Genomic DNA, 26,237 nt, shown 5'->3' on the forward strand with positions numbered 1-26,237 from the left:
GATTCTTTCCGCAAAGGAGGTTTTTTACCATGAGAAAAAAGATCTGTTCCCGCGCAGGCCGGATCGGCTGCCTGTTGCTCGCCGTGATTTTTGCGGCGTCCGGGCCCACGGCGGCCGCGGCCAGCGGAGAATCGACCAAAAAGGACGAGACCGTCTACGTCAGCCTGAACGCCAGCGGCGGCGTGCTGAACACCACGGTCTCCGACTGGCTGCATTCCAACTCCGGCGCCGCCCGGGTCGCGGACCGGTCCAACCTGAAGGAGATCAAGAACGTAAAATCCTCGGAACAGCCCGTTCAAACCGGGGAAAGCCTGACCTGGTCCATGGCCGGCAGCGGCGGCAACGGGGCCGATATTTACTACCAGGGAACGACCGCCGCCGCGACGCCTTTGAAAATTTCCGTTTCCTACTCTCTGAACGGCAAATCTGTAACGCCGGAGGAAATCGCCGGAAAATCGGGCAAGGTGAAAATTCGGATCGATGTGAAAAACACCGACGCCCGCACCGTTTCCGTTAACGGGAAGAGCCTCGTGATGTACACGCCGATGACGGCGGTCGTGGCCGCCACCCTTCCGTCCGACACCTTCCGGAACGTTTCAGTCAGCAAGGGAAAAGTCATCTCCGACGGAAACAACCAGTTCGTCACGTTTCTCTGCATGCCGGGCCTCTCGGAAAGCCTTGACCTGAAAAACTGCGGCGTCGACGGATTCGACACGATCGACCTCCCGGAGAGCCTCGAAATCACGGCGGACGCGGCCAACTTCACCTTGGGCTCGATCGCCGTCGCGGCGACGCCGGAGCTGCCCGACGAGGACGACCTCGGCAGCGAGGGCAGCATCGACGACCTGAAAGACGACCTCGACAAGCTGGGCCAAATGCAGGACAATATCAATGAGGCCGACCCGGGCAAAGACATCCGTTCCCTGTTCACCAACCCGGACCGCACCGCGGCCGCGCGCCTGATCGTGGACGACGTGTTCGACTTTTACGACCTTGACACCGCCGCCCTGGACCTCCTGCCGAAATATGTGACCGATCAGAATATCAGCCTGTACGACCGCGTCACGTCGGACATCGACAAGGCAGACCTGAAATACGTGATGGACAACAAGGTCATCCGGGGGCTGAACGACCGCCTGACCGACCAGAATGTCGAGAAAGCCAAGACGCTGCTGGGGGATTACGACGACATCGAAACCTTCCAGATCGGCAAGCTGGACCGGGTGATCCACGTCCTGGACAAATACGATAAAAATTACGACCATCTGAACGACGCGATGAAAGACGCGAAGCACATCCTGAACCGCCTGGACGAAAGCGACGTCGACACGCTGGCCGCGCTGAGCGAAACGGACGTGCGAGACTCGCTCGCCAACACGCTGAAAAGCATGCAGGAGCTTTCCTCCTCCGGCCTGCTGTCCCCTTCGTTCCAGCTGAAGAACAACGATGTGAAGGCCCTGATGGAAGCAATTTTGAGCAATCATCCGGACTTGCTGGAAGAAGCCCTGGAAGGAAAGCTCTCCGCCATGGAAGACAAAAACGGCCTCATTCCGGTTTCTGACCTGCTCTCCATGCTGCAAAGCTCCGGGCTGGACAGCGCCGCGATCAATACCATTACGGCCAACATGACCGCCGCCGTCATGGGGGACCCTTCCTCCAACGCGGTGATCCCGCTGACGGATGTCCAATCCGTTTTAGGCCCCCTGCTAAGCAGCCTGCCGGCCGAGCAGCAGGCCGCGGTTATTCAGCAGCTCGCCGGAATGGCCGATGAAAGCGGGAACGTCGGAGTTCAGGACCTGCTCAGCCTTGCCGGTAGTCTGGGGCTTTCACTCGATGAGGGCACAACAGCCGAACTGGCCGAAAAGGTTCTGCTGCCGGAGGAGGAAGCGGGAGCACAGATACAGACGCTTCTTCAGGACGGCGATATCAAAGACGCTCTGCTTTCCGGCATGCTGGATTCTTCCACCATCTCCGGGCTGACGGATTCGCTGAACCGTCTGCTCTCAAGCTCCGCCAGCCTGAATTCGAGCCTGACAAAGCAGCTCGGCAGCGACTACGTTTCCAAGCTGACGGGCACCATGGCCAACATGGGCCACCTCAAGGGCTACATCGACGACCTTCAGGACGATCTCGACGATCTCGATGAAGATGACCAGGCGGACCTTGAGGATGATTTCGACGATGCAAAGGACCTGCTGCTGAACAAGGACGACATGGATTATCTGATCACCTGGGCCAAAAAGCTCAGAAGCATGAAGACCGACATGGACGGCAACACGGAGAACATCTCCATCCTGCGCGACCTGATCAATCTGAACGACGATCCGAAAATCAAGAATTTCCGCGCCACGGTGCCGGCTTTGCAGACGGATATGGACGACTCCAGACCGATTCTGGACGCGGTCAAGGCGGAACTTGACGAGCCGGCCAACAGCGCCAGCCTGCACAAGATGCCGGAGACGAGCGCGGTGCTGACCCGAATGGAAAACGACATCCGCAGGAACAGGGAAATCATGAATATTTTCCAGCTGACCACACAGCCGAACACGGTGTCGCTCTTTCAGGATACCTTCGCCAAGCTGGACGAATTCACGGAAAAGGGCACAACGGACAACATGCTCACCCTCCTGGATAAAAAGGACGCGTACACCGATCTGTCCGACCAGTACAAAATCTTTACCGAAGCCGCGGACGGCGCCGAGACCAGTGTGAAATTCGTCTATAAAACGGCCGAGATCAAAGAGCCTGAAAAAGCTGAGACAAAAGCGGTCCAGACCTCCGAATCCTCCGGCAGCTCCGGATCCGGTTCCGGATTCTGGGGACGGATCCGCTCCGCGTGGAATAATGCCGCGAGCACGATCAGCCGCCTGTTCTGAGGAATTGAAAAGCGGCGTAACACGGGCCCGGGCGGCCGGCATCAAAATGCCGGCCGCCCGGGCCCATTTCCACGCTCAAAAGCGCGGTATCTCTTTCCCTAGCTGACAACGACCGTTTCGCTGGCACAGCTGTTGGTCGTCGGATCGATCGCATAAATCCTCACCGTGCCCGCAGCGACCGCATGAATCTTACCGGTATCCCGGTCCACCGTGGCAATGGAGTCCGAGGATGAAATCCACAGCAATGTTGCCGCGTTTACCGTTACACCGTTCAGCGCAATACCGCTGATGGTATAGTCGGAACCAGCATTCATGGAGGCGGTCTGCTGTGGAAAAACCAATCCCACCGCACTGCTGGTAATGGTATGCGCCACGCTGGAGGTGCCGGAAACGGAAATCGGCAAAACCGCTGAAACCCAGTCGTCGGTCGCACCCTTCTTATACCAAAAGCTGACCGTCGTTTCGCCCGGGCTGACCGCCGTGACGACAACGCGGTTCTTGCTGTCGATGGAAGCGCATGCGACGGTGTCATCGCCAACGCCCAGATGCAGAACCCCGAAATAAGTGTCCGACAAATAGCTGCTGTTGGCCGCCAGGCTGACACCCGGCAGATTCACGGTGGAAACCGCGCTTTCCGCCGTCGTGGCGGAAGCCGTCATCACGGCCCACGTTCCGATCACAAAAACGGCCGTCAAGGCGGAAACCGCCAGTGGAATGAATTTTCTCAGGGATCGAATCCGGCTCATAGTGTTCTCCTCTCTGTCTTCCCGGTCACGCCTGCGCGACGTCTTCCTCATTGCCTTCAAAAAGTTCTCCGTCTATGATTTTAACAATTCTTTTGGCGCTGGTCGCAACATGCCGGTCGTGGGTAATCATGACAATCGTGTTTCCCATTTCGTTCAGCTGCTGAAACAGCTTCAGGACCTCCTCGCCCGTCGAGCGGTCCAGAGCGCCGGTCGGCTCGTCGGCAAGAAGAAGCTTCGGCGAGCCGACCAGCGCGCGCGCGATCGCCGTCCGCTGCTGCTGCCCGCCCGAAAGCTCGTTCGGCTTGTGTCCGGCTCGTTCCTTCATCCCGAGGAGGTCCAGCTTTTCCATGGAAAGGGCCTCCGCCTCCTTCCGCGACATTCCGCGGATCAGAAGAGGGATCATGGTGTTCTGCAGAACGGTATACTTCTGAATCAAATGATATTTCTGAAAAATGAAGCCGATCTGCTGATTCCTCAGAATCGTGAGCTGGGCATCGTTCATGCCGTTGACGTGGGACCCCGTCAGCCAGTATTCTCCCTCCTGAAAGCGGTCCATACATCCGATAATATTCATCAGCGTGCTCTTTCCGGAGCCCGATGGGCCGAGGATCGCAAGATATTCGCCGTCCATCACATCAAGGGAAATCCCTTTGAGTACTTCCAGCCTGTTTTCCCCCTGATTGTAGAATTTTTTAATCTGTTCCATCCGGATGATCTGTTCCAAACTTATTCCCCCGATGACACCCTACTCGGACAGCACCGCAACCTTTACGATCCCCTGCGTCCCGTCGCTGAGCGTTTTTTCTGTGATCTGCAAAATCATTCCCTTGGTGATGCTGGAAAAATCACGTGTCCTCTGAGTCATTTGAGCGGCCCCGGCCGTACCGCCGGAGCCTCCCGACTTTCCGCCCGACCCGGCCTGCGTCCTTCCGCTGCCTCCTGAAAACCCGCCGGCCGACGCACTGCCCTGCGCGTTCCCCTGCGAGCCTCCCTGTGAACCGCCCGTTCCGGAGGACCGCGAGCTTTCCGACCCGCCTTCGGCCAGGGTCAGTCCGACCGGGATCAAGAGCGTCTTGGTTTCACCTGTCAGGGCAATCAGGCCGGAAGATGAAGAATTTCCGCTTTTTTCCGACGCGGCGGACGAAGAGGCAGACGAAACCGCGGAGGAGGAATATCCTTTTCTGCTGGATGTTCTATTCTCAGCGCCCTTCAGGGTTCCGATGGCAAGCGTAACCTGATTTCCCACCACCGAAGTGACCTTGCCGACGATTTGAGTTCCTGCGGACTGATCTCCGGATAATGTTCCCGCCTGGACGCTTTTTTGATTCCCTTTGGAGCAGGCCGCGAGAGGGACCAGCAGCAAAGCCGCGCAAATCCACGCGCAGAACTTATGGGCAAATTTCATGGGGATTTCCTCCTATTCCTGTGTCAACGCTTCAATCGGCATCAAAGCCGCCGCTTTCCAAGCGGGGTAGAAGCCAAAAACAGTGCCCGTGCTGACTGCGAAGACCATCGAATAAAGCGCGCTGGCCGCAACCGGCTCGACCGTCATTCCACTCAGGCGCACAAGCGGGATCAGTGCAAAGCCTGAAACGACGCCCAGCAGGCCCCCAAAGACGCTGATAAAAGTCGCTTCCAGCAAAAATTGCAGCAGGATCACTTTTTTGGAGCTTCCCAGCGCTTTTAATATGCCGATTTCCTGCGTTCTCTCCTTGACCGAAACGAACATTACGTTCATAATCCCGATCCCGCCCACGATAAAGACGATGGCCGCTACGATCATCAGCAGCATGGACAGCGTTTTGGCGGAAGAGGTAGCCGACTCGAGCGTGCTGCCCGCATCCGTGACGTTAAAGGCGTTCTCCGACACACTGGAGTGGTTTTCCATGAGAACGGACTTGATTTCCGTTATTTTGTCGCTGACAGTGTTCACGTCGGAAGCGATCGCCATGATCTGCGGGTCCGCGTCTTTTCCGTAGATGTATTTAACCGCCGTCTGATAGGGGACAAAAATGGAGTCGTCTGGGCTGGTCCCGGAAGAGACGGAGCCCATCTCATTCAGGACGCCCACGATCTCATATTTTTTGCCCTCGATCGAGATGCTGTCGCCGTAGGCCGAATAGGCGCTGCCGAAGATGCTCTGCGCGACGGTATAACCGACGACCGCCACCTTGCTCTTGTCCTCGTCGTCCTCATCCGTTATGAATTCGCCCTGCAGCAGATCGAGATTGCACATATCCTGATAGGAGCTTTCCACCCCTACCACCGTCTCATCCGTCTCCTCGTCCAGCTCGCCGCCGTCCACGGAGCTGGTGTCGGACGTATACATGGAGACGTAGGAGAGGCCGGAGACCAGGGACTGGATATCCTCTTCATCCGTTGTCGTCAGCGTGACCGCTTTGCCGTTGGCACCCCCGCCGCCCATTCCGCCCGGCATCCCTCCGCCGAAGCTGCCTCCGCTTTTACGCGTGCTTCCGCCGCCGCCGGGCATTCCTCCGCCAGTCCCGCCGCCCGGCATTCCTCCGCCGGGAAATCCGCCGCCGCCCATCATGCCTCCCATCATCTGGTCCTGCATCTGGGCCGAAGTGCTTGCAGCCACGTTGATGGACCCCGCATTCAGGGTCTTATATTCGTTCTGCACCTCCACCTCACCGCCATGCCCGACGGCGATGACCATGATGATGGTCGCGGAGCCGACGATCACGCCGAGGGAAGTCAAAAATACCTTAAACTTGCTTTCCATGATATTGATCCAGACCAGATGCATGATTTCGCTCAAACGCATCTGGTTCATCGACAGTTTCCGCTTTGTCATTTGCTGCTCACCGTGCTTTCCGCCAGAACGGTCTCCCCTTTCTCCAGTCCGCTGGTAATTTCAACATTGGTCCCGTCGGAAAATCCCGTCTTCACCGTCTTTTTCGAGGTGCTGCCGTCGCTGTTTTTCACCAGCACGCTGGAAACGCCGTCCTGGAATGTAATCGCCCGGTCGCTGACATGCAGAACATTTTCCACCGCGTGCTGAACCATCGTCGCATCCGCGCTCATCCCGTCGTAAACCGTCCCGACATCCGAGACCTTTTCCGTGCTCTTCACCACAACCGTATAGGTGACGGAGGACGAGCCGCTCCGGGCGGGCTCCGCCGTGATGCTGTCCACCGCCGCGTCCAGCGTCTGATCGTCATAGGCGGAAAGGCTGATGGACGCCTCCTGGCCGACGCTTACATTGGTGATGTCATCCTCCGAAACGGAGACGGAAACGGAAATGGAATCGTTGCCGGAAATCGTCAGGATGGTTTCGTCCGCGGTGACGCTTTGCCCGCCCTTATAGGAAACACTCGCGACAATCCCATCGCACGGACTGCTGACAACGCCGTTGTTGGAAAGCGCGCTGTTGATCTCATCCATCTCATTCTGCAGCTTGTCATAGGAATCCTGAGCGACCGTGACGGCTTCATTGAGCTGGTTGACCGTCAGTTGGTAGGTACCCTCCGCGTTTTCCGCCGTACTCAGGTCCGTCTGCTCGGTCTGCTGCGCGCTGACGGAGGAAATCTCCGCGCTTTTCTGGGCTTTTTCCAGGTTATACTGATCCGTCTCCACGCTGGCCTTCAGAGACGTGACCTTATCGTCGATTTCCGTCTTCGACATTTCCGTGTCGTTGGATTTGTACTTATCTTCGAATGTCTCTTTATAGTCGTTGTAGGCGGAGGAATAATTGGTGTATTCCGCCGTATACTGCGCGACCTTGCTCTCCAGCGCCTGTTTCTGCGTGATCACCGTATTGGCGATGGTGTCGTAGTAAGCATCGTAGGAATCGCGTGCCTCGTCCAGCATGTCATCCCATTCGTCCTCGTCGTAGCCGTCGACCGTCGTGTCGCCCCTTTTCGCCGCGAGATACTTTTGCTCATCGGTGTCGACGGCGGATTTCAGGCTTTCATAGGTGCTGATGACGCTGTCATTGTCGTCCTCAAAATCGCTGAGCTGCGTCTCGTAGCTGGTCTTGCAGCTTTGGGCGTCATTCATCCATTTTTCAAGGTCCTGCAGCTTCCCGTAGTCCGCCGCCCAGCTTTTCTGCAGCGTCTCGTATTCGGCAAGGCTCTTCTGGTCGCTCTGCAGCGTGCTCTGAGCCGAAGAGATGTCATGGGCGATCTGAGCCTGCGTCAGTTCCCGCGTGATGGGCGCGGAGGTCGCCAGATATTTGCTCGCCTCGTAGGTGATTTTTGCGGTTTCCAGCTTCGCCTTCTGGTCGTTGAGCGCCGACTGGAGCGAAATTTTCGCTTCCTCCAGCTTCTGCCTGGTATCCGAGCTGCCGTCGGCCACGCTGTTCAGGTCGATCTGAAGAATGGGGTCCCCTTTTTTAACCGAAGTTCCGGACTTGACCAGAACGGAGCCAATCTCACAGTCAATGGGCAGAGCAACCGTTTCATCCTCCAAAGCCACCGTTCCGGATTCCGTCGTGCCGACCGTGACGTCGCCCTCGCTGACGGTATATTCCCGGTAAGACGTTTCGCTTTGAGAGGACTTGCCCTTCCAAAGCGTGAAAACTGCAATCAGAATTCCGACTGAAGCCACCACTCCGACGGTCACAAGGATGGCAATCCGCTTGTGCAGTTTAGCGAAATCCTTTACTGCGCCCATTTTCCCATGCATCACAGAACCTCCGATTCTTCCGATCCCTTAGTCTGGAATTTATTACTAATGTTACTGGAAGAATATGAGGAAAGATTGAAATGCAAATGAGAAAAACATGAAAAAAAGCCGAACCGTCCTTACGGTTCGGCTTTTTCTTTCTCCTGGCGGCAGGGGCCGTGAAGGTTCGGCAGGCAAACGGTGAATTTTGTCCCCTGACCGGGCCGGCTTTCCACTCTGATCTCTCCCCTGTGCCGTTCGACGATCCACTTCGCAATGGAAAGGCCCAGGCCGGAGGACCCTTTTCCCCTGGTCCTCGCCTCGTCAGCCTTGTAAAAACGGTCGAAAATATGCGGAAGGTCTTTTTCCGAAATTCCGATTCCGGTATCCGCGACCTCCAGCTCCACGCGCCCCTCCCTCTCCCGGCAGGAGATGGTAATGTCCCCGCCCGGCGGCGTGTATTTGATGCTGTTGTCGACGATCGCGCGCAAAGCCTGCTTCAAAAGGGCGTAATCCGCGGTCAGGAACACTTCGTCGTCGATCCGCTCGGTCAGCCGATGGTTTTCGTCGATCATTCGCGTCTCTTCCGCGATCTCCCGCATCATTTCGGTGACGCTAAACCGCTCGAAGCGCACATGCTGTGTCTTCCGGTCCGCGCGGGCGAGAAACAGGAGACGGTCCACCAGCTGCTGCATGTTGCCGGTCTCCTCAATGATCTTCTGAACGGATTCCTGAAGCACGTCCGGATTCTCGCTGCCCCACCGGCGGAGCAGGTTCGCGTAACCCGACACGACGGAAAGAGGCGTGCGCAGTTCGTGGGACGCGTCGGAAACAAAGCGGTTCTGCTTCTCATACGATTCCTGGATCCGGTCCAGCATGCCGTTGAACGTTTCCGCCAGCTCCCGGAACTCATCGTGGGAATCCACCGTGTCGATCCGCGTGCTCAGGTCGCTTGCCGTGATCGAGCGCGCCGTTTGGGTCATGTCGTACACGGGTCTCAGCATTTTGCGGATCAGCACTCCGCCGAATACGGCGGAAAGCAAAAGCAGCAGAACAATCAGCGCGATAAAAGCGCCGACCGACAGGCCGTTAAGGCCCGGATAGTCGCTGCTGACCACACGGATCATCAGATGCCGCGCAGGCGCGTTGACTCTTCGCACGGTATCCATATGCCCCGCCACATTGATGCCCGCATCGCCGTAGGAGGTGATGCGGCCCGTATCGGTATCTTTGATTTCAATATAGATCCGGTTCGCCTCGGCAAAACTTTTCAGTCCCGTTTCCGGGTCCGCGTCAAAATCCGAAGAACGGGAACCGAAAGGATTGTCCGGCTCCGGCAGTTTGGGCCTTTCATACCGCCCGGACACAAAGGAGGCGAGCTTGTCAAGATTTTGAGACCGCACGGCATAGGTCGTGTAGGCGCTGGTCAGGCCGACCACCACCGCGACCAGGATCAGGCTGAAAAGGAGCGTATAAACCGCCGCTGTCTTAAAGGCAAAGGGAATCCGGATCCTCTTTGCCTCGCGGCCGCGGCGGTGAAAAATTTTATATTTCATAAGTTTTGATAATATACCCCACACCCCGTATGGTATGGATCAGCTCGATGTGAAACCGGTAGTCGATCTTATTGCGGAGATACCGGATATAGACGTCCACCAGATTGGTTTCGCCGCTGAAATCGTATTCCCATACCTTTTCCATCAGTTTGTCGCGGGAACAGACGATATCGTGGTTTTCCATCAGGTAACAGAGAAGGTCAAACTCCCGCTTCGTCAGCTGGATCGGCTGGCCGTCATAGCCGGCCTCGCGGGTGGAACGGTCCACGGTAAGAAGGCCGATCTGCAAAACATTCCTTCTGCCGCCCTCTGCGGTCCCGTTCTTCTTCAGCGCGGCCCGCATGCGGGCGAGCAACTCCTCAATGGCGAACGGCTTGGTCAGATAATCGTCGGCTCCGCCGTCCAGGCCAAGCACCTTGTCGCTGACGGCGTCCCTCGCGGTCAGCATGATGACCGGCGTATCCGAAACCCTGCGGAATTTCTGCAAAACCTCCATGCCGTCCAGCCCGGGCAGCATGATATCCAGCAGGACCAAATCGAATTTCTCCTGCGTCGCGCGCTGCAAGCCGCGCAGCCCGTCGTATTCCTTTTCGACCGAATACCCCTCGTGCTCCAGCTCCAACTGCAGAAAACGCACGCTGTTCCGGTCGTCGTCAATGATCAGGACCCTGTTCCGAGCCATCTTCCTTCCCCGCTTTCGCCGCCTTACTATTTCAGCATAGAAGAAAAATATGAGGAAGATATAAAAAGGTTATGAAAATTACATGAGAAAAGTATCCTGCCCCGCCTGCAGCACATCCCCGCTGTCCGACAGGGAAAGCGTGCGTTCCATCAGCTCCTGCGCAAAAAGCTCCAGGAACCGGCTGTAGTCGTCCGCGGTAAACGACACCGCGGAAAGCACGGAAGTCCCTGCGGAAGCCGCCGCGGCCGTTCCGCTCTCCGCCGCCCCGGAGGGGACGGAAACGTCCCCTCCGGCATAGGACAGAACCTTTTCCACATAATTCTGCGTCTCGCTGAACGGAGGCACGCCGCCGTACTTGTCCACGTTTCCGCTGCCCGCGTTGTAGGCGGCGACCGCCAGCTTTGCGTCGCCGTATTTTCCGAGCAGCGAGCCGAGGTACTTCGCCCCTCCCATGATATTCTGCTCCGGATCGAACGAATCCGTCACGCCGAGGGATCTCGCCGTCGACGGCATTAGCTGCATGATCCCCTGCGCGCCGCAGCGTGAAACCGCGTCCGCCTGAAACCCGGATTCCGCCTTCGCAACCGCCTTCAGCAGATTTTCCGGAACGCCGTACGTCCGGGAAGCGCGATCAAAAATATCGTCCAGCCCCTGCCCGCCGCTCACCGCGTTTTTCAGCGCGGCGGCAAAGCCGCCCGTCCCGGAACTCGTCCGGGCTGCCTGGACCGCCCGTGCCGTCTGGCACCGGGCGGAGAAAACCGCTTCTGTTTTCATTTGGAAATTCCCTCTTTTTCCCGCTCTTTTTTCTTATCATACCTTAATTTTTCCCAAAAATCAATGGCGCGGGCGGGATTTCTTCCTTTCACTGCAAAACGGCTCTCCACATAGTATGAATCAGACGTTCATTCTGAAAAAGGGGGAACCGGAAATGTCTTTCGGAATCGCGCTGGCCGGCGGCGGCATCCGGGGCGCGGCGCATGTGGGGGTCCTTCTCGCTCTGGAGGAAAACGGCCTGTGCCCGGGATCCGTCGCGGGCACCAGCGCCGGCGGAATCGTGGCGGGGCTCTATGCAGCCGGTCTTTCCGCGGCCCGCATGAAAGAGATGGTCCTCAAATTTTCCGGCGGCGGGGCGGAGTTCTTCGACCCGGATCTCTCCGGGCTGGCCACCATGATCCCAAGCCTTCTGGTCCGCAGGACCTCCGGCTTCTCCGGGCTGCTGAAGGGAAACCGTCTGGAAAATTATCTGTACCGACTGACAGAAGGGAAATTCCTTTCCGAATCGCGCGTCCGGGTCGTGATCCCCAGCGTGGACCTCTGTTCCGGCGACACCGTCGCCTGCACCAATACATTGAAGGGGATCCGCCCGCTCCGCCGGGTCAGGTGGACGGACCGGATGCGCTTTTCCGAGGCAATGCGCGCCACCGCGTCGCTGCCCGCCGTGTTCCGGCCGAAGATCATCGACCACATGTGCCTGGTCGACGGCGGCGTGACCGACGTCCTGCCGGTCGACCTGCTGATCGCGGCCGGGGAGCGGAACGTCCTCGCGGTGGACGTTTCGGAGGATTACAAAATGCCGGAAAACATCAGCCTGATCGAGGTGGCGTCGCATTCCCTCGCGATCATGGAAACCCGCCTGCGCGAGTGCGTCACGCGCGGGGAGAAAATGCTTCTCGACCCCGACCTGCCCGAAACCGACGGGGTCTTAAACCTCCGCCAGATGCCCATGTGCATGGAGGCCGGGTACCGCGCCGCCAAACGCGCAATGCCCCGCATCCGGAGCCTGTTCGCATAGAAAAAAAGAGGAGCCGCTGTCAGCCGGCTCCTCTCTCGTTTTAATTTATTCACGGACCGGATGCTCCTGCAGGTACCGCAGCGCGGAATGCGCGGCGTTCGCCCCGTCGGAAACCGCCGTCACGATCTGGTACAGCGCCTTTTTCCGCAGGTCCCCGGCGGCAAACACGCCCGGAAGCGGCGTTTCGCAGGTTTCCGGCGCTTCGACGAAGCCGTCTTTCAAAGGGAGAACGCCTTCCAGCAGGCGGGTGTTCGGCTGAACGCCGATGGACACGAAGACGCCGTCGACATCCAGGACCTTCCCCTTTTCTCCGCCCCGGTCTTTCAGGACCAGATGTTCCACCTTCTGGGAGCCCTGGATCTCCGCGGCCTGATACCCATACAGGAACTCGATGTTGCCGCGTTCCCGCGCCCGTTCGCTCAGGTACTCCATCGCGCGGAGCTTTTCCCCGCGCACGACGACGAGGACTTTTTTGCACAGGCCGGAAAGCTCGACCGCGTCGCCGATCGCCGTGTTGCCGCCCCCGATCACCGCGACCGCCCGGTTCCGGAAGAAATTGCCGTCGCAGGTCGCGCAGTAGGAGACGCCCCGGCCCGCAAATTCCTGTTCCCCCGGCACGTTCAGCTTTCTGCGCTCCGAGCCCTGCGCCAGAATGACGGCTTTCGCCCGATATTCGTTCCCCGCCGCGCGCACGGCCTTCACCGCCCCGGAAAGCTCCAGTTTCTCCGCGCTTTCCTCCACGATCCGCACCCCGGCGGAGCGGACATGCTCCAGCAGCCTTTGCGCCAGATCGGACCCGTAGATCGTGGAAAAGCCGGGGTAATTCTCCACGACATTGGTGTAAGCCACCTGCCCGCCCTGTGCGGGACCCGTCAAAAGCACCGTCGAAAGCCCCGCGCGGGCCGCATAGATCGCCGCGGTCATTCCCGCCGGCCCGCCGCCCGAAATCAACACGTCATACAGCATATCCCGCACCCCGCATCCGTCAAAATTCCGCTTCCGCAGCCGTTACAGACCGGCTTCGATAAAAGGCTCAAGCTCCGCCGGCGTCACGGTCGGTTCAAAGCGGCGCACGCTCTCGCCGTCGCGGCCGATCAGGAATTTTGTGAAATTCCACTTGATCCCGTTCCCGGTCAGATTGTCCGGGTAGTGCTCCTTGATGACGCCGTAAATGACCTTTCCCATTTCCTTGTCAAGCTCAAACTCCTGAAACGGCGCCTTTTCCTTCAGCCAGGTGTAAAGTGAATCCGCTTTCGGGCCGTTGACGTCGATTTTTGAGAAAAGCGGGAAGGTCACGCCGTAATTCAGCTTGCAGAACGAAGAGATCTCGTCGTTGGTTCCGGGGTCCTGCTCCAGAAACTGATTGCACGGGAAGCCGAGGATCACCAGCCCGCGGTCCTTATAAGTCTGATAGAGCTTTTCCAGCCCTTCATACTGCGGAGTAAAACCGCATTTGCTCGCCGTGTTGACTACCATCACCAGCTTGCCTTTGTAATCGGAAAGGGAAACCTCGTTCCCTTTTATGTTTTTTGCTTTAAAATCATACAGGCTCATTTTACTCCAACCTTTCTTTATGGCGATTTGTTATTGTTTTCCTGTTTCTGTTCTTACTATACCACGGGAAAGGCGTTTTGTAAATAGTAATAATTATTATTTTTTATTTTTAATCCTTATCTTAATGCCAGGATCACGCATAAAAGCAGAATTTTCCGCAAAATCATTGCGTTTCGTACTATTTTAGACTAATTAAACAAATAGTAAAACACAAAGGGATTCCTTCTGCGATTTACTGTTGTTTGCCTGCGGCCCGGTGCCCCTTAACCTAAATTTCATCAATTAATCTACTTTTGCGCTCAGGCCGCGCGGGGCTGATCTTTTGCGGGCCTAAGGCCCGGTGGCTCTTAACCTTTTATTTCTTCTATTTTCTTTTTCTGTCCAGGCCGGACTGGCCCCGCCTTTCTGATATAGCAGAAAGGCGGCAAAGACTATGCAGGGGGACTTCAACTTCCCGTCGGGAGGGGCACCTAAACGTCCCCCTGCACCCCGGCACCTGTCATGAAGAACAGTTTTGTTATCAAGCCAGAGCTTCCCATTGAACGATTCCCAATCTTACGCCGTATGTAAAAAGGTAATTTTCTGAAAATTTTCAGCTTTTAGGTAAATACTCTGTGGCTTTAATTTTTCAGCCCCCGTCGTCAATGAAAAGCAGTTGTTAGAAGAACAGAAAAAATCTTCTTGACGGCTCCCGAGGGGTGTTAGGGGGACCATCCGGTCCGGACGTGCCTACGGCATACCCGGCTGAGAAGACATCGTTGCTTCCCTGTTTTTTCGCCGCTCCGGGAAAGGAAAGCGTAGATGCAGCGGTACGCTGCCCCCCACCCGTACTTTGCTTCCTTTCGGGCAGGCTGAGCATGCATGCGTGTTTTCCACTCAGAGTTTGCTGAGTGAAAACCAAAGGTGAGTGCAAGACTGCTTCTGACTACTATCCTTAGTCATGATCCGCCGTAGGCGAGTAAGACGCTGTGCGTCCCCGCGCGGCCTGAGCGCAAAAGAGAAAATAAGAAGAAATAAAAGGTTAAGAAGCACTGGGCAATAAGAACTTAGAAAGCTATAAAATATAAAATCGAATATTGCCAGTTGAATTTTGGTAAATTCAGGATTATAATGGATGTGCAAGGTAAATAAAAAACGCAATGCAGGGATGGAGTGGTAGGACACTTCACCCCCTGCATACGGAGAGCCACCCTCCATACACCACGGAATTCACCGCGCATTGCAGGACTTATTATACTTCCTTTTTCTGTTTTTGTACAGAGGTGAGGAAGGATGATCCCCCGTCCTGATTGCGCGCGCGCCGGTGTATGGAATGACCAGATTCCGTACCGGCGCTTTTTGTTTCCTTGCGGGCAACGATGACGTTGCATCCAACGGCCCACCGTTCAGCAAACAGTGAAATAATCGGCTGAGACAGGTGGGACGGAGGCAGGAATCTCCCGACGGCACATTACGCCACTTTCAAAACCCCGGTTTCCAAAGCGTTGGGGAAAAAGCTGATGGACAGCTTTCCCTGAGCATTGGCCGCCGCAGGCGCGAACGGGCCGAATGGCCTGGGAGATTCCCGGAACCGTCCTGCCAAACCAAACCGCGAATTTTCACCGTTCTGTCCGGCAGGCCGAAGGGTGCGGCGACACGCCGCCCGCCGGCGAAACAGACGTGTGTGAGAAAAAACTGTGGAAAAAGCAATTCAACCCCTACCGTACCCGGCGCGCGCGGAGCGTTTTGCCGGCAAAACAGGGAGCGGAGCGCCTTACCTGATGGCGCTCCGCTCCCGATTTTTTCGCTAAAGCCGCAAACAGAAAAACAGGGCGCTCCCTTCGGGAGCGCCCCAGGGAGCGGCGGGCCTACCGCTCAAAATCCGTGCCGCCGAACTCGGAAAGCGTGAGTCCCCTGTTGTGGTCGAGCGCCCACTGGATGCTCCAGCTGTTGCAGAACAGCAGCAGGTTGCTGCCGCGCACGTCCTGCACCCGTTTCGTGTCGCTGGTCAGGTCGAGCGCCTTGAGGTCCAGGTCCGTGTTTTCGATCCAGCGGATTTCCTCATACGGCAGCGGCGACATGCGGATTTCCACATTGTATTCGTTTTTCAGCCGGTACTGGAGCACGTCGAACTGAAGGGTGCCGACCACCCCGACCACGACTTCCTCCAGGCCGGAATCCGGCTCGTGAAAAATCTGGATCGCGCCTTCCTGCGCGATCTGGGTCATCCCCTTGACGAACTGCTTCCGCTTCATGGTGTCCACCTGCTGCACGCGGGCGAAATGCTCCGGCGCGAACGTCGGGATTCCCTCGAAGCGGAACGGCTTGTCAGCCGCGCAGAGCGTGTCCCCGATCGAAAAGATGCCGGGATCGAACAGGCCGATGATGTCCCCCGCGTACGCTTCCTCGATGATCTCGCGGTCCTGCGCCATCAGGTGCTGCGGCTGCGCGAGCTTGACCTTGCGCCCGCCCTGCACGTGGGTGACCTCCATGCCCTTTTCAAACCGGCCGGAGCAGATGCGGATGAAGGCGATGCGGTCGCGGTGCGCCTTGTTCATGTTCGCCTGGATCTTGAAGACGAACGCCGAAAAATCCGGATCGAACGGGTCGACCACGCCGGCGTCCGACTGGCGCGGCAGCGGCGGGGTGGTCATTTGCAGGAACTCCTTCAAAAACGGTTCCACGCCGAAATTGGTCAGAGCGGAACCGAAGAAGACCGGCGAGAGCTTTCCCTGCCGCACGGCTTCCAGGTCGAAGCCGTCGCCCGCGCCGTCCAGCAGCTCCACGTCGCCGCGCAGCTTTTCGGCAAAATCCGCTCCGATCCCGTCCCCAAGCCGCGGGTCGTCCAGAGCGATTTCGGTGGACCGGACCTCTTTGGACTCAAAAACGGAATCGCTGTTCGCGTGAAAGATCAGAATCTTTTTCGATTCCCGGTCGTAAACGCCCTGGAATTCCTTCCCGGAGCCGATCGGCCAGTTGACCGGGCAGGTCCGGATGCCGAGGACGTTCTCGATCTCCTCCATCAGGTCGAACGGGTCGCGGGCGTCGCGGTCCATTTTGTTGATAAACGTGATGATCGGGATGTGCCGCAGGGTGCAGACCTTGAACAGCTTGCGCGTCTGCCGCTCGACGCCCTTGGAGGCGTCCAGCACCATCACGGCGGAATCCGCCGCCATCAGCGTGCGGTAGGTGTCCTCCGAAAAGTCCTGGTGTCCCGGAGTGTCCAGGATATTGATGCAGCACCCGCCGTACTGGAACTGCATCGCGGAAGAGGTCACGGAAATTCCCCTTTGTTTTTCGATTTCCATCCAGTCGGAAACCGCGTGCCGCTGTGCCTTTTTTCCCTTGACGGACCCGGCCAGCGCAATCGCCCCGCCGTACAGCAGCAGCTTTTCCGTCAGAGTCGTTTTGCCCGCGTCCGGGTGGGATATGATGGCAAAAGTCCTTCTTCTGCCGATCTCGCTTCGATAGTCAGACAATTGATTTCCTCCAGCCTGTGCAATAGTATTCTTATTTTAAGACTTTCCGCGCAAATAATCAAATGGCAGAGCAAAATATTTTACTCCGCCGTTTTGCGGCCGCGCGCCTTTTTCGACGGATTGAAGCCATTGAAAACACGATTGCAACATGATAGAATAAAGCTATCCCTGAAGCAGTTTTGGAGGAAAGATATGAACGGAGCAAGCAGCATCAATCCATCCCGTCAGGTAAAAATCACGGCGGACAGCACCTGTGATCTTTCCGACGCCGTTTTAAAAAAATACGACATCGACCTCATTCCCCTGTATGTTACGCTCGGGGAAAAATCCTACCGCGACAAAACCGAGATTTCTCCCGAGGATTTGTACGCGTATGTCAGGCAGACCGGAAGGCTCCCGAAAACCTCGGCCGTCACGGTCAAGGACTACCTGGACCGGTTCACTCCGTACAAGCTGGCGGGCAGAAGCGTGATCCACTTCACCATCAGCAGCTCCATGTCCGCCTGCTACCAGAACGCCGTCAACGCGGCGAACGAGCTGGGAAACGTGCGCGTGATCGACAGCGCGAACCTTTCCACGGCAATCGGGCAGCTTGCCGTCCGCGCGGCGGAGCTCGCCGCGTCCGGGCTGGACGCGGACCGCATCGTTCACGCCGTGACGGACCTGATCCCCAAAGTGGAGACCAGCTTCGTGATCGACACGCTGACCTACCTGCACAAGGGCGGCCGCTGCTCCGCCGTCGCCGCGCTCGGCGCCAACCTGCTCTCGCTCAAGCCCTGCATCGAGGTGCGGGACGGCGGGATGGTCGTCGGCAAAAAATACCGCGGCAGCCTGGAAAAATGCCTTGCCGCCTATGTGTCGGACCGCCTCCGCGGCCGGTCCGACATCGACTACCGGCGGCTGTTCGTCACGCACTCTTCCCTGCCGCCGCGCCTTGCGGACACCGTCATCCGGCAGATCGGCAAGCTGGCCCCGTTTGAGGAAATTATTGAAACGGACGCGAACAGCACGGTCTGCACCCACTGCGGGCCCGGCACGCTCGGAATCATTTTCCTGAGAAAATAGACCGAAAAACATATAAAAACGCGCCCCGAACGGCTTTCTTGAGCCGAACCGGGGCGCGTTTTCAGGCATCCTCATCGTTCCGAAAAGCGTAAAAATTACCGGTACGGTTTTCTGCTGTCGGTCAGGCCGACGAGATAATCGACACTGGTTTTATAATATTGCGCAAGCTGAATCACAACGTTCAGCGGAATTTCCCTCTCCCCGCGCTCATATTTGGAGTATAAGGACTGATCGCACATCAGATACTCCGCCACCTGCCTCTGGGTCAGGTCATGGTCCTCCCGCATATCGCGTATTCTTAATCTCATTTTCATCACCAAGGAAAGTATATCTTAGGACTATAAGTCCTATTGACGTATTGGACTATTTGTCCTAAAATGATATAGGGGTGATATGGAAATGGCGGATTATCAAAAAATGTACGTCAGATTGTTCAACGAGGTGACCGATGTGATCGAGGAGCTGCGGCAGGCCCAGAGGGACACGGAGCAGCTGTATCTCAACAGCGCCGGTTCCGAACCGCTGATGCTGAACACAGGGAACAAGAAGCAGGCGGGACAATAAAACAGGGCGTCCTCCAAAAAAATTGGAGGACGCCCTGTCCCGGTACGGCCGGAAGCGGCGCTTTATCCTTTCGCCCTTGCGCTGACCGGGATGCGGATGGCCCGGCTGACCGGCTTCCAGGCCGCCACGGAAATCCCGAAGTCCACCATGCTGTGCACCAGCCCGCCGAGGCCGACCAGAAGCAGGACGGAAGTGACGTATCCGCTTGAGTAGGTCGCGCTGGAAAGCTGGCCACCGAAGAAGAAAAGCGTCACGACGGCCACTTCGCACGCGGCGTGGATCACACTGAGGAAAAAGCCGAACAGAAAACTGCCCGCTGAAAAAGTCATCTGGGCCGGATGCTTTCTGAGCATCACCGCGCCGATCAGAGCAAACACGATGTGGCTCAGCGCGCGCAACGTGATCACCAGCGGCAGGCCGGACAGGAAAAAGCCAAGCGTCGTGCCCAGCGTGACCGCCGCCGCGACTCCCGGCGAGATGAACATGGCCAGGAAGATCGGGACATGGCTGGCCAGCGTGAACGAAGCCGGACCGATCCATATCTTCGGGAAAGTCATCGGGATGACGATCCCGACGGCGCACAGCAACGCCGCGATGGTCATGGTCTGAATCGATTGGGTCTGAGTTTTGCGGTTCATGGAATCTCACTCTCCTCATCCGATCCCCTCCGCGGGAATCGTCAGTCTTGATACGTGTCTTTACACATGTTAAGACAATATTACCAGAAGAGCGGCGAAAAGTCAAGTCCCGCTTTACTCGCGCTCAAACAGGATCGCTTCCTGCTTCAGCTTTTCCAGCACGCGCCGGTACGCCTCCTCATTCGGGCAGGAGATGGTGTGAAGGTGCACGCCGCCCGTGAGGTCGCACAGCGGCAGCGCCCGCCCCTTTTCCAGCCGGCGGAGGAAATCGTCCGCGTCAAACCTGGAAAAGACCTGCAGCCGCCCGGATATCTGGCCGTAGACGGCGTGCTCCACGATCACGTCCAGCACTCCGCAGCCGTTGTCCACCACGGCGTACAGCTCGCGGGCGATCCCGTCCCGGTCATGCCGGCAGGCGATGGTCCTGACCAGTTCCCCCGGCCTGGTATCCGCGCTTTCCAGAAGATAGCCCCGCGGCGTCGCGGTGATCGGCTGGTTTGCCGCGCGCAGGAGCGCGATATCCCCGACGATCACCTGCCGGCTCACTTTCAGTCTTTCCGCCAGAGTTCCCGCGCTGACGGGCTTGTCGCCGCTTTTCAGCAGCTCCAGAATATTCTCTCTGCGTTCCAATGGATTCACCGCCGGTCACTCCTTTTTCTTTCATTCCTTATTGCTTAGGTTCACAGGTCCCTCATAAACAGTGACGCAGTTGCGCCCGCGTTCCTTTGACTGGTAAAGCGCCTGATCCGCCATGCGCATCAGCTTGTCCAGAGTCTGCCCAAGAAAATCCTTTCTAGCGATGCCGATACTGACCGTGATATGGAATTTTTTCTGACGATAACAAAAATCGTACTTCTCCATGCTCTTCCGCACCGTTTCCGCATCGCTCCGAACCTCGTCGTCGCCAAGGCCCGACAGCAGGGCCGCGAACTCCTCTCCCCCGACCCGCGCGATCAGATTCCCGCGGGGAAAGGCCCCTTTCAGAATCTCGCCGAAGCCCTGAATGACCCTGTCTCCCATCGGATGGCCGAATTGGTCATTCACATTCTTGAAATAGTCCAGATCCATCATCAGGAGGTGGACCGCGCCGCCCTTTTCCTCCGATTCCAGCATTCGCTTCTGTCCGATCTGGAGAAAAGCCCGCCGGTTGCCAAGCCCGCTGAGTTCATCTGTCATGGCCTGCCGCTTTAGGTCTTCATTCAATTTGTAGGTCTCCGTAACATCGCGGACGGTTTTAATCCTCCCCTGCGTTCCACCGCGGCCGTCAATATTCTTTGTGCTGATTTCGTAATATCGCTTTTCCCCGTTGAATCTGATCCTGACGATGCGGGTTTCCGGGTCCAAAAGACCTTCCATGAGCTTCGGATGCCGCCGGAACAGCGCGGGAATCTGTTTGTCCGTAAGGCTGATATCCAATTTTTGAAATAAATTTTTTGCGCTTGTGTTGTAATCGATGATTTTGTTTTGCCGGTTCATCAGCAGAATCGCGTCTCTGCCGGATTCGAACACCCTGCTTCTTGCGATGGATTTGGTTTCAAGGAAATCATACTTCTGGATCGCCAGAATCACCATGACGCAGGTGGCGGGGAGGCACAGCGCCATATAATCGAGGTACATTCCCAATGGTTTAAAAAACGAAAGGACCAAACCGGTAGCCGCGAAGAAAGAAGCACCCGTGATCAGGCTGATTTTCCCTTTCGCATTTTCCTCCGTTTGAAAAGAGTCGTACAGAAACAGACCCAGCGTAACCAGAATCATCATCATGGAGTGAACCGCCTGGACATAGTTCCAGGGTCCGGGCTCCTTTATCATGCGCAGCGCGCCCGATTCGGTGACAAAACTGAGGGAGGCAAAATAAAGATGGTGGTGATCGTTGGTGAACCTCAGCACCAGCGTGACAAGCGGAACGATGTAGATCGCCGCAAGCCATATTTTTTTATGGCGGGTATAATATCCGGTATACATCAGTCCGACCGTGAGCCACAGCGCGGAAACGAACGGGATTCCGATATATTCCACCCGGTTCCAGAACAGGATCTGACGAATGCTGTCAGAGTTCAGTTCCATCGCATATCCGACAATATAGAAACAAACCGCAAAACATAAGAGTACGGCCGTACGCGCATAATCCGAGTCATTCAAAGATGTGATATGGGCACTGGAATAGACCGCCGCTACAACCATGAAAAAAAAATACAAGCTGACGACGTCGACAAGAATCATGGAAAATTCCTCATTCCGCCTTACCTGCGACCGGCACCGCCGCCTCTCCGGTCCGAGGTTGGGCGCGATGGCGCCGGGACATTGCAGTCAGGACAAAAAAATATCCGAGAGGCACAATTACTCCCGGACATTAACGATTATCATCCCAAACGTTTACAAAGGAATCCATATCAAAAGCCCATTTTGCTTAATGGAAACGAAGAATCATGATAATCTGCCTTTGCCCATTAAATTTATCATGATTATAACATCAACGGAATGTTTTGTAAACTTAGAACAACGTTTTCAACCTGTTCACAGCCCTGTTTCTTTAGATATTCCGCCAGTGCCGGTGAGACAAAGGTTTCCCTTTCAAGTTTCCGGTCGGTTTCCCGAATCCGCTTTATGGAGTAAGCGGATTAACAGATGCCATTCTGACGGTTGAACTCGTTGAGCAGACAGTGGACCTCCTGAGCCGATCTGCAACTCAGGGCACTTTGAACCAGAGCGCTGCATGCTTCCTTACTTTGCCTATGAATCAAATACTTTATTTTTGGAATCATTCCCGCCGGCATGCTGATCTCGTCGATGCCCAAGCCGATATGAAGTGAAACGGCGGCAGTTTCCGCACCCATATTTCCGCAGATTCCAACGGGGATTCCGTTTGCATGGGCCGCGTCGCTGACACGCTTTATCAGCAACAGAACGGCAGGATTACAATAATCGTATAAATAAGACACCTTTTCGTTGCCTCTGTCGGCGGCAAGCGTGTATTGAATCAGATCGTTCGTTCCAATGCTGAAGAAATCGGCTTCTTTAGCCAGCACATCGGCCATAATCGCTGCGGATGGCACTTCAATCATGATGCCGGTCTTTATCGATTCATCAAAAGCGATCTGTTCGGCTTTCAACTGCGCCTTCGCATTCTCAAGGCAGTCCTTCGCGGCCCGAAGCTCTTCCAGCCCCGAAATCATAGGAAACATAATTTTCAGCTTTCCATAGGCGCTGGCTCTCAAAACAGCTCTGAGCTGTACTGAAAAAAGGTCTTTCCGGGCAAGGCAGAGCCGGATTGCCCGATACCCCAGAAACGGATTGCTCTCGCGGGGAATCGGGATGGATTTTACCGGTTTGTCGCCTCCTGCGTCAAGGGTGCGGATCATAACCTCTTTGTTGGAATAGGCCTGGACAACTTTTTTATATTCCAGGAATTGGTCTTCTTCGCTTGGAAGTTTATCCCGGTTAAAGTACAAAGCCTCTGTCCGGAAAAGCCCCACGGATTCACTGCCCTGCCGGATGGAAAGGTCCGCATCCAGCCCCGACCCGATGTTTGCGCCCACTATCAGCCGATAGCCGTCCTTTGTTACGGCGCTTTGGTCCTTATATTTTTCTAAAATCTTTTTTTCTTCAATTTCGGCTTCCATCTTCGCCTTGTAGGCTGCGACGGTAGTTTCATTCGGAAACAGAATACAGGTTCCCCGCTCTCCGTCGACGATCACTTCGTCCCCGTCATCGACCATGTCCGTTAAGCCCGCTATTCCCACCACGGCGGGAATCCCGAGCGACCGCGCAAAAATAGAAGTATGAGACGTCGCCCCGCCCTTTTCCGTCGCAAACGCCAAAATCACATTTTTATTCAGCTGAACGGTATCGGAGGGAGACAGATCTCTTGAAATCAAAATGATCGGATTCTGAATATCCGATAAATCCGGCCTGTCTCCGCCGGATAAAACCGCCAGAAGCCGGTTGCCGGCATCTCTTACATCAGCGGCGCGTTCCCGCATATAGGCGTTTTTCATAGCTTCAAAGACAGCCGCAAAACGTTCTGTGATTTCACCAGTCGCTTTTTCGGGAGAGTACCGCTTCTCACGGATCAGCTTTATGATTCCGGGGGCAAACGCGGGATCCGCAAGAATTCCTTTTTGCCCTTTCAGCACGCCGATTTTGTCCTTGCCAATGGAATCGGCGGAGCGGCGGATAATTCCGTCCAGTTCCAAAGCGGCCTGCTCAACCGCTTTACGCAGACGTTCGATCTCCGGCTCGATCTGTGTCTCATCGAGGAATGGATTTGGATCGGTTCCCTTATTATGAGAAAGGAGCCGGACTTTCCCGATCCGAATCCCTTCGGAAACACCGATGCCCCGTACAGTCTTTTCCGTCATGGACTCTCCTCCATATACTTTTCCGTCACTGCAGTTCGATTTTAATTGCTCACTCGCCGAAATTTGTTTCAAACAGTTTTTCCACCACCGCCATGGCTTCCGTTTCATCGCGCCCTTCTACGACGACTTCAACAATTTCACCCTGTTCAATGCCTAAACTCATCAATCCCAAGATGCTCTTGGCGTCCGCTTCTTCCTGTCCCGGCTTTCCCAGCATAATACGCGATTGAAACGGGGTTGCCTTTTCCATTAACACCTGTGCGGGCCTCAAATGGAACCCTTCCGCACAGTTCATAACAAAGTTCTTAGTAAGCATATTTTCGATTCCTTTCCGCACCTGGCTCAACTTGGTTACGCCTCGACCGATTCAATCAAAGAAAGGATATCGTCCGCGGTCACAGCCTGCTCCAATCTTTCCCTGAAATCTTCATGCATGAGTTTTTTAGAGAGGGCAATTAAGATTTTCAAATGATCATTGCCCGCATTTTTTTCCGGAACTCCGATCAAAAACACATTGCTGACTTTCTTGCCATCGAAAGAATTCCAGTCCACCGGCTTTTTCAGCTTTGCGAAGGCAACGCAGGGCTTTCTTACGCCATCCGATTTTCCGTGCGGAATAGCAACGCCGAATCCGATCCCGGTGGTTCCTTTGCTTTCGCGTTCGCGAACGGCGGAAAGATATTTTTCCCTGTCTAAGATATAACCTCCACGGAACATCCCGTCGATCATCGCTTCCACTGCCGCATCGCGATCAGCCGCGGCAAGATCTAAAAAAATGATATTTTTGTCCATGATATCGGCGATATTCATAAAAGCCCTCCACAGTTCTCATCAGCTTATTCCATGATACGGCCTCGTATCAGAGCGATACGGAGCCGTATTTATGACTTTGTCACCCGGTTACTTTATCTTTCTTCAATACCAAAACAAGCAATGCAGTTACAACCGCGCCGATCGCGATGGCCAGCAGATACAGGAAGACATTGCTCACAGCGTTCGGAATCAGCATAACGAACAATCCGCCGTGGGGCGCACGGAGCAGGCATCCGAAAGCTTCCGAAAGCCCGCCGGCGATTGCCGACCCGATCATGCAGGAAGGAATGACACGGAGGGGGTCCGCTGCCGCAAACGGAATAGCACCTTCCGTAATAAATGAAAGGCCCAGAACCAGGGCTGCCTTTCCGGCTTCTCTCTCTTCGTTGTTAAACTTTCTTTTGGAAATAAAAGTGGCGATTGCGAGACCCAAAGGAGGGGTCATGCCGGCAGCCATAACGGCTGCCATCGGAGCATAGACGCTGCTTGCAATCAAAGCGGTCCCGACAGTATAAGCCGCTTTGTTGATCGGGCCTCCCATATCGGTAGCCATCATGGCCCCCATGATCACACCCAGCAGAATTGCGTTGGCCGTACCCATGTCCTTCAGCCATGCAACCAGTGCGTTCATCAGCATAGTGAACGGAGTCCCGATGACAAAGACCATCAGCAAGCCAACCACCAGCGTTGAAATAAAGGGAATGATCAGGATCGGTTTGAGGCTTTCAAGGCTTTTGGGAAGACGCAGTTTGTCTCTCAGGAGTTTTGAAATATAACCTGCGATAAATCCCGCAAAAATGCCGCCTAAAAAACCCGCGCCCAGAGTCGAGGAAAGAGCGCCGCCGATTAATCCGGGGGCCAGGCCGGGACGGTCCGCGATGGAGAACGCAATATAGCCGGAAAGAACCGTCACCATCAGCCCCATTGCCGAATCGCCGATCGTTTTCAGCCCCCATGCCAGCGTTCCGGTTTGCTTAAACGCATAAATCCCGAACATGAAAGAACATGCGATCAGCAGGCCGCCAGCAACGACAATCGGAATCATGAAGGAAACGCCGGACATCAAGTGCTTGTATGGACCTGTCCTTTGGGCGGACCTTTCCGCCTTGATTTTCTGTACATTTTCTACATAGTTTGCAGTCTCCGATCCCGTTTCTACGGATTTCGCATCCATGGCAAGAGCCCTTTCGATCAGGGCATTTGGATCTTTGATTGCCGCGCCCGCTCCCACTCTTACAACGGGCTTTCCTTTGAACCTTCCCTCGTCGGCATCCATGTCGGCGGCCACGATAATTGCATGTGCCTCGGCAATTTCCGCCGGGGTCAGCTCGTTTTCCACTCCGACAGCTCCCCGCGTCTCAACCTTGATTGGAACACCCTTTTCCTTCGCCGTCTTTTGAAGCGACTCAGCCGCCATATATGTATGCGCTATTCCGGTTGGACAAGCTGTTACCCCCAAAAGCTTTTTCATAAAAAATCCTCCCTTTATAAATAATATATCAGAAA

General features: G+C 55.8%; 24 protein-coding genes. 5 read left to right on the forward strand and 19 right to left on the reverse strand.

The window, feature by feature from the left end:
- Positions 1-29 precede the first annotated feature (29 nt).
- Entirely contained in the window at positions 30-2,876 is a 2,847-nt protein-coding gene (locus EQM14_RS13895) for a hypothetical protein (RefSeq protein ID WP_128743780.1), read from the forward strand.
- Positions 2,877-2,974: 98 nt separating this feature from the next.
- On the opposite strand, the gene EQM14_RS13900 is transcribed toward EQM14_RS13895, so the two are convergent.
- The 8 genes from EQM14_RS13900 to EQM14_RS13935 form a co-directional block, all read right to left on the reverse strand.
- Positions 2,975-3,622 (reverse strand): pilus assembly protein N-terminal domain-containing protein, encoded by a 648-nt coding sequence (locus EQM14_RS13900; protein WP_164919093.1) that lies wholly within the window; start codon positions 3,620-3,622, stop codon positions 2,975-2,977.
- A 25-nt stretch (positions 3,623-3,647) separates the two neighbouring features.
- Positions 3,648-4,346 carry an ABC transporter ATP-binding protein gene (locus tag EQM14_RS13905; protein WP_326974836.1) on the reverse strand — a complete coding sequence of 233 codons (699 nt, stop codon included), beginning with the start codon at positions 4,344-4,346 and terminating at the stop codon, positions 3,648-3,650.
- A gap of 21 nt (positions 4,347-4,367) precedes the next feature.
- The gene (locus EQM14_RS13910; RefSeq protein ID WP_128743782.1) at positions 4,368-5,027 is read right to left on the reverse strand and encodes a hypothetical protein; all 660 of its coding nucleotides are present in this window, start codon (positions 5,025-5,027) and stop codon (positions 4,368-4,370) included.
- Positions 5,028-5,039: 12 nt separating this feature from the next.
- Positions 5,040-6,437 carry an ABC transporter permease gene (locus tag EQM14_RS13915; RefSeq protein ID WP_243112545.1) on the reverse strand — a complete coding sequence of 466 codons (1,398 nt, stop codon included), beginning with the start codon at positions 6,435-6,437 and terminating at the stop codon, positions 5,040-5,042.
- A complete protein-coding gene (locus EQM14_RS13920; protein ID WP_128743783.1) occupies positions 6,434-8,269 on the reverse strand; it encodes an HlyD family efflux transporter periplasmic adaptor subunit in 1,836 nt (611 codons plus the stop codon). Before EQM14_RS13920 ends, EQM14_RS13915 begins: the two co-directional genes overlap by 4 nt.
- 119 nt (positions 8,270-8,388) lie before the next feature.
- Positions 8,389-9,804 (reverse strand): HAMP domain-containing sensor histidine kinase, encoded by a 1,416-nt coding sequence (locus tag EQM14_RS13925; protein ID WP_128743784.1) that lies wholly within the window; start codon positions 9,802-9,804, stop codon positions 8,389-8,391.
- Positions 9,794-10,486: a response regulator transcription factor gene (locus EQM14_RS13930; RefSeq protein ID WP_128743785.1), complete on the reverse strand. Its 693-nt coding sequence runs from the start codon at positions 10,484-10,486 to the stop codon at positions 9,794-9,796. The genes EQM14_RS13925 and EQM14_RS13930 overlap by 11 nt, the downstream gene beginning before the upstream one ends.
- 78 nt (positions 10,487-10,564) lie before the next feature.
- The gene (locus tag EQM14_RS13935) at positions 10,565-11,260 is read right to left on the reverse strand and encodes a lytic transglycosylase domain-containing protein (protein WP_128743786.1); all 696 of its coding nucleotides are present in this window, start codon (positions 11,258-11,260) and stop codon (positions 10,565-10,567) included.
- Positions 11,261-11,414: 154 nt separating this feature from the next.
- Between EQM14_RS13935 and EQM14_RS13940 the strand changes: the two genes are divergently transcribed.
- Positions 11,415-12,278, forward strand: coding sequence for a patatin-like phospholipase family protein (locus tag EQM14_RS13940; RefSeq protein ID WP_128743787.1), 864 nt, complete (start codon positions 11,415-11,417; stop codon positions 12,276-12,278).
- Positions 12,279-12,323: 45 nt separating this feature from the next.
- Here the strand turns inward: EQM14_RS13940 and EQM14_RS13945 are convergent, their stop codons facing one another.
- Positions 12,324-13,244: an NAD(P)/FAD-dependent oxidoreductase gene (locus EQM14_RS13945; RefSeq protein ID WP_243112546.1), complete on the reverse strand. Its 921-nt coding sequence runs from the start codon at positions 13,242-13,244 to the stop codon at positions 12,324-12,326.
- Between the two features lie 42 nt (positions 13,245-13,286).
- A complete protein-coding gene (locus tag EQM14_RS13950; RefSeq protein ID WP_128743788.1) occupies positions 13,287-13,832 on the reverse strand; it encodes a glutathione peroxidase in 546 nt (181 codons plus the stop codon).
- A 1,548-nt stretch (positions 13,833-15,380) separates the two neighbouring features.
- Here EQM14_RS13950 and EQM14_RS13955 point away from each other — a divergent pair.
- Complete coding sequence (locus EQM14_RS13955; protein ID WP_128743789.1) at positions 15,381-15,593, forward strand: hypothetical protein; 213 nt, start codon at positions 15,381-15,383, stop codon at positions 15,591-15,593.
- An 86-nt stretch (positions 15,594-15,679) separates the two neighbouring features.
- Here the strand turns inward: EQM14_RS13955 and EQM14_RS13960 are convergent, their stop codons facing one another.
- The gene (locus EQM14_RS13960; RefSeq protein WP_128743790.1) at positions 15,680-17,290 is read right to left on the reverse strand and encodes a peptide chain release factor 3; all 1,611 of its coding nucleotides are present in this window, start codon (positions 17,288-17,290) and stop codon (positions 15,680-15,682) included.
- 192 nt (positions 17,291-17,482) lie between these two features.
- On the opposite strand from EQM14_RS13960, the gene EQM14_RS13965 reads away from it, so the two are divergent.
- Entirely contained in the window at positions 17,483-18,355 is an 873-nt protein-coding gene (locus tag EQM14_RS13965; protein ID WP_128743791.1) for a DegV family protein, read from the forward strand.
- Positions 18,356-18,450: 95 nt separating this feature from the next.
- Here the strand turns inward: EQM14_RS13965 and EQM14_RS13970 are convergent, their stop codons facing one another.
- Positions 18,451-18,663, reverse strand: coding sequence for a helix-turn-helix domain-containing protein (locus tag EQM14_RS13970; protein ID WP_205703171.1), 213 nt, complete (start codon positions 18,661-18,663; stop codon positions 18,451-18,453).
- A gap of 91 nt (positions 18,664-18,754) precedes the next feature.
- Between EQM14_RS13970 and EQM14_RS16435 the strand changes: the two genes are divergently transcribed.
- Positions 18,755-18,919: a hypothetical protein gene (locus EQM14_RS16435; protein ID WP_164919094.1), complete on the forward strand. Its 165-nt coding sequence runs from the start codon at positions 18,755-18,757 to the stop codon at positions 18,917-18,919.
- 62 nt (positions 18,920-18,981) lie between these two features.
- Here the strand turns inward: EQM14_RS16435 and EQM14_RS16440 are convergent, their stop codons facing one another.
- The 7 genes from EQM14_RS16440 to EQM14_RS14010 form a co-directional block, all read right to left on the reverse strand.
- Positions 18,982-19,557, reverse strand: coding sequence for a hypothetical protein (locus EQM14_RS16440; protein WP_164919095.1), 576 nt, complete (start codon positions 19,555-19,557; stop codon positions 18,982-18,984).
- Between the two features lie 114 nt (positions 19,558-19,671).
- Entirely contained in the window at positions 19,672-20,196 is a 525-nt protein-coding gene (locus tag EQM14_RS13985; RefSeq protein ID WP_128743794.1) for a transcription repressor NadR, read from the reverse strand.
- Between the two features lie 21 nt (positions 20,197-20,217).
- Complete coding sequence (locus EQM14_RS13990; RefSeq protein WP_128743795.1) at positions 20,218-21,780, reverse strand: histidine kinase N-terminal 7TM domain-containing diguanylate cyclase; 1,563 nt, start codon at positions 21,778-21,780, stop codon at positions 20,218-20,220.
- Between the two features lie 398 nt (positions 21,781-22,178).
- A complete protein-coding gene (gene ptsP / locus EQM14_RS13995) occupies positions 22,179-23,918 on the reverse strand; it encodes a phosphoenolpyruvate--protein phosphotransferase (RefSeq protein WP_164919096.1) in 1,740 nt (579 codons plus the stop codon).
- 49 nt (positions 23,919-23,967) lie between these two features.
- Positions 23,968-24,234, reverse strand: coding sequence for an HPr family phosphocarrier protein (locus tag EQM14_RS14000; RefSeq protein WP_128743797.1), 267 nt, complete (start codon positions 24,232-24,234; stop codon positions 23,968-23,970).
- A 35-nt stretch (positions 24,235-24,269) separates the two neighbouring features.
- A complete protein-coding gene (locus EQM14_RS14005; RefSeq protein ID WP_128743798.1) occupies positions 24,270-24,728 on the reverse strand; it encodes a PTS sugar transporter subunit IIA in 459 nt (152 codons plus the stop codon).
- An 82-nt stretch (positions 24,729-24,810) separates the two neighbouring features.
- Positions 24,811-26,202 (reverse strand): PTS fructose transporter subunit IIC, encoded by a 1,392-nt coding sequence (locus EQM14_RS14010; RefSeq protein WP_128743799.1) that lies wholly within the window; start codon positions 26,200-26,202, stop codon positions 24,811-24,813.
- Positions 26,203-26,237: the final 35 nt, after the last annotated feature.

This window comes from Caproiciproducens sp. NJN-50 (assembly GCF_004103755.1).
In the GTDB taxonomy this organism is placed as follows: Bacteria; Bacillota; Clostridia; order Oscillospirales; family Acutalibacteraceae; genus Caproicibacter.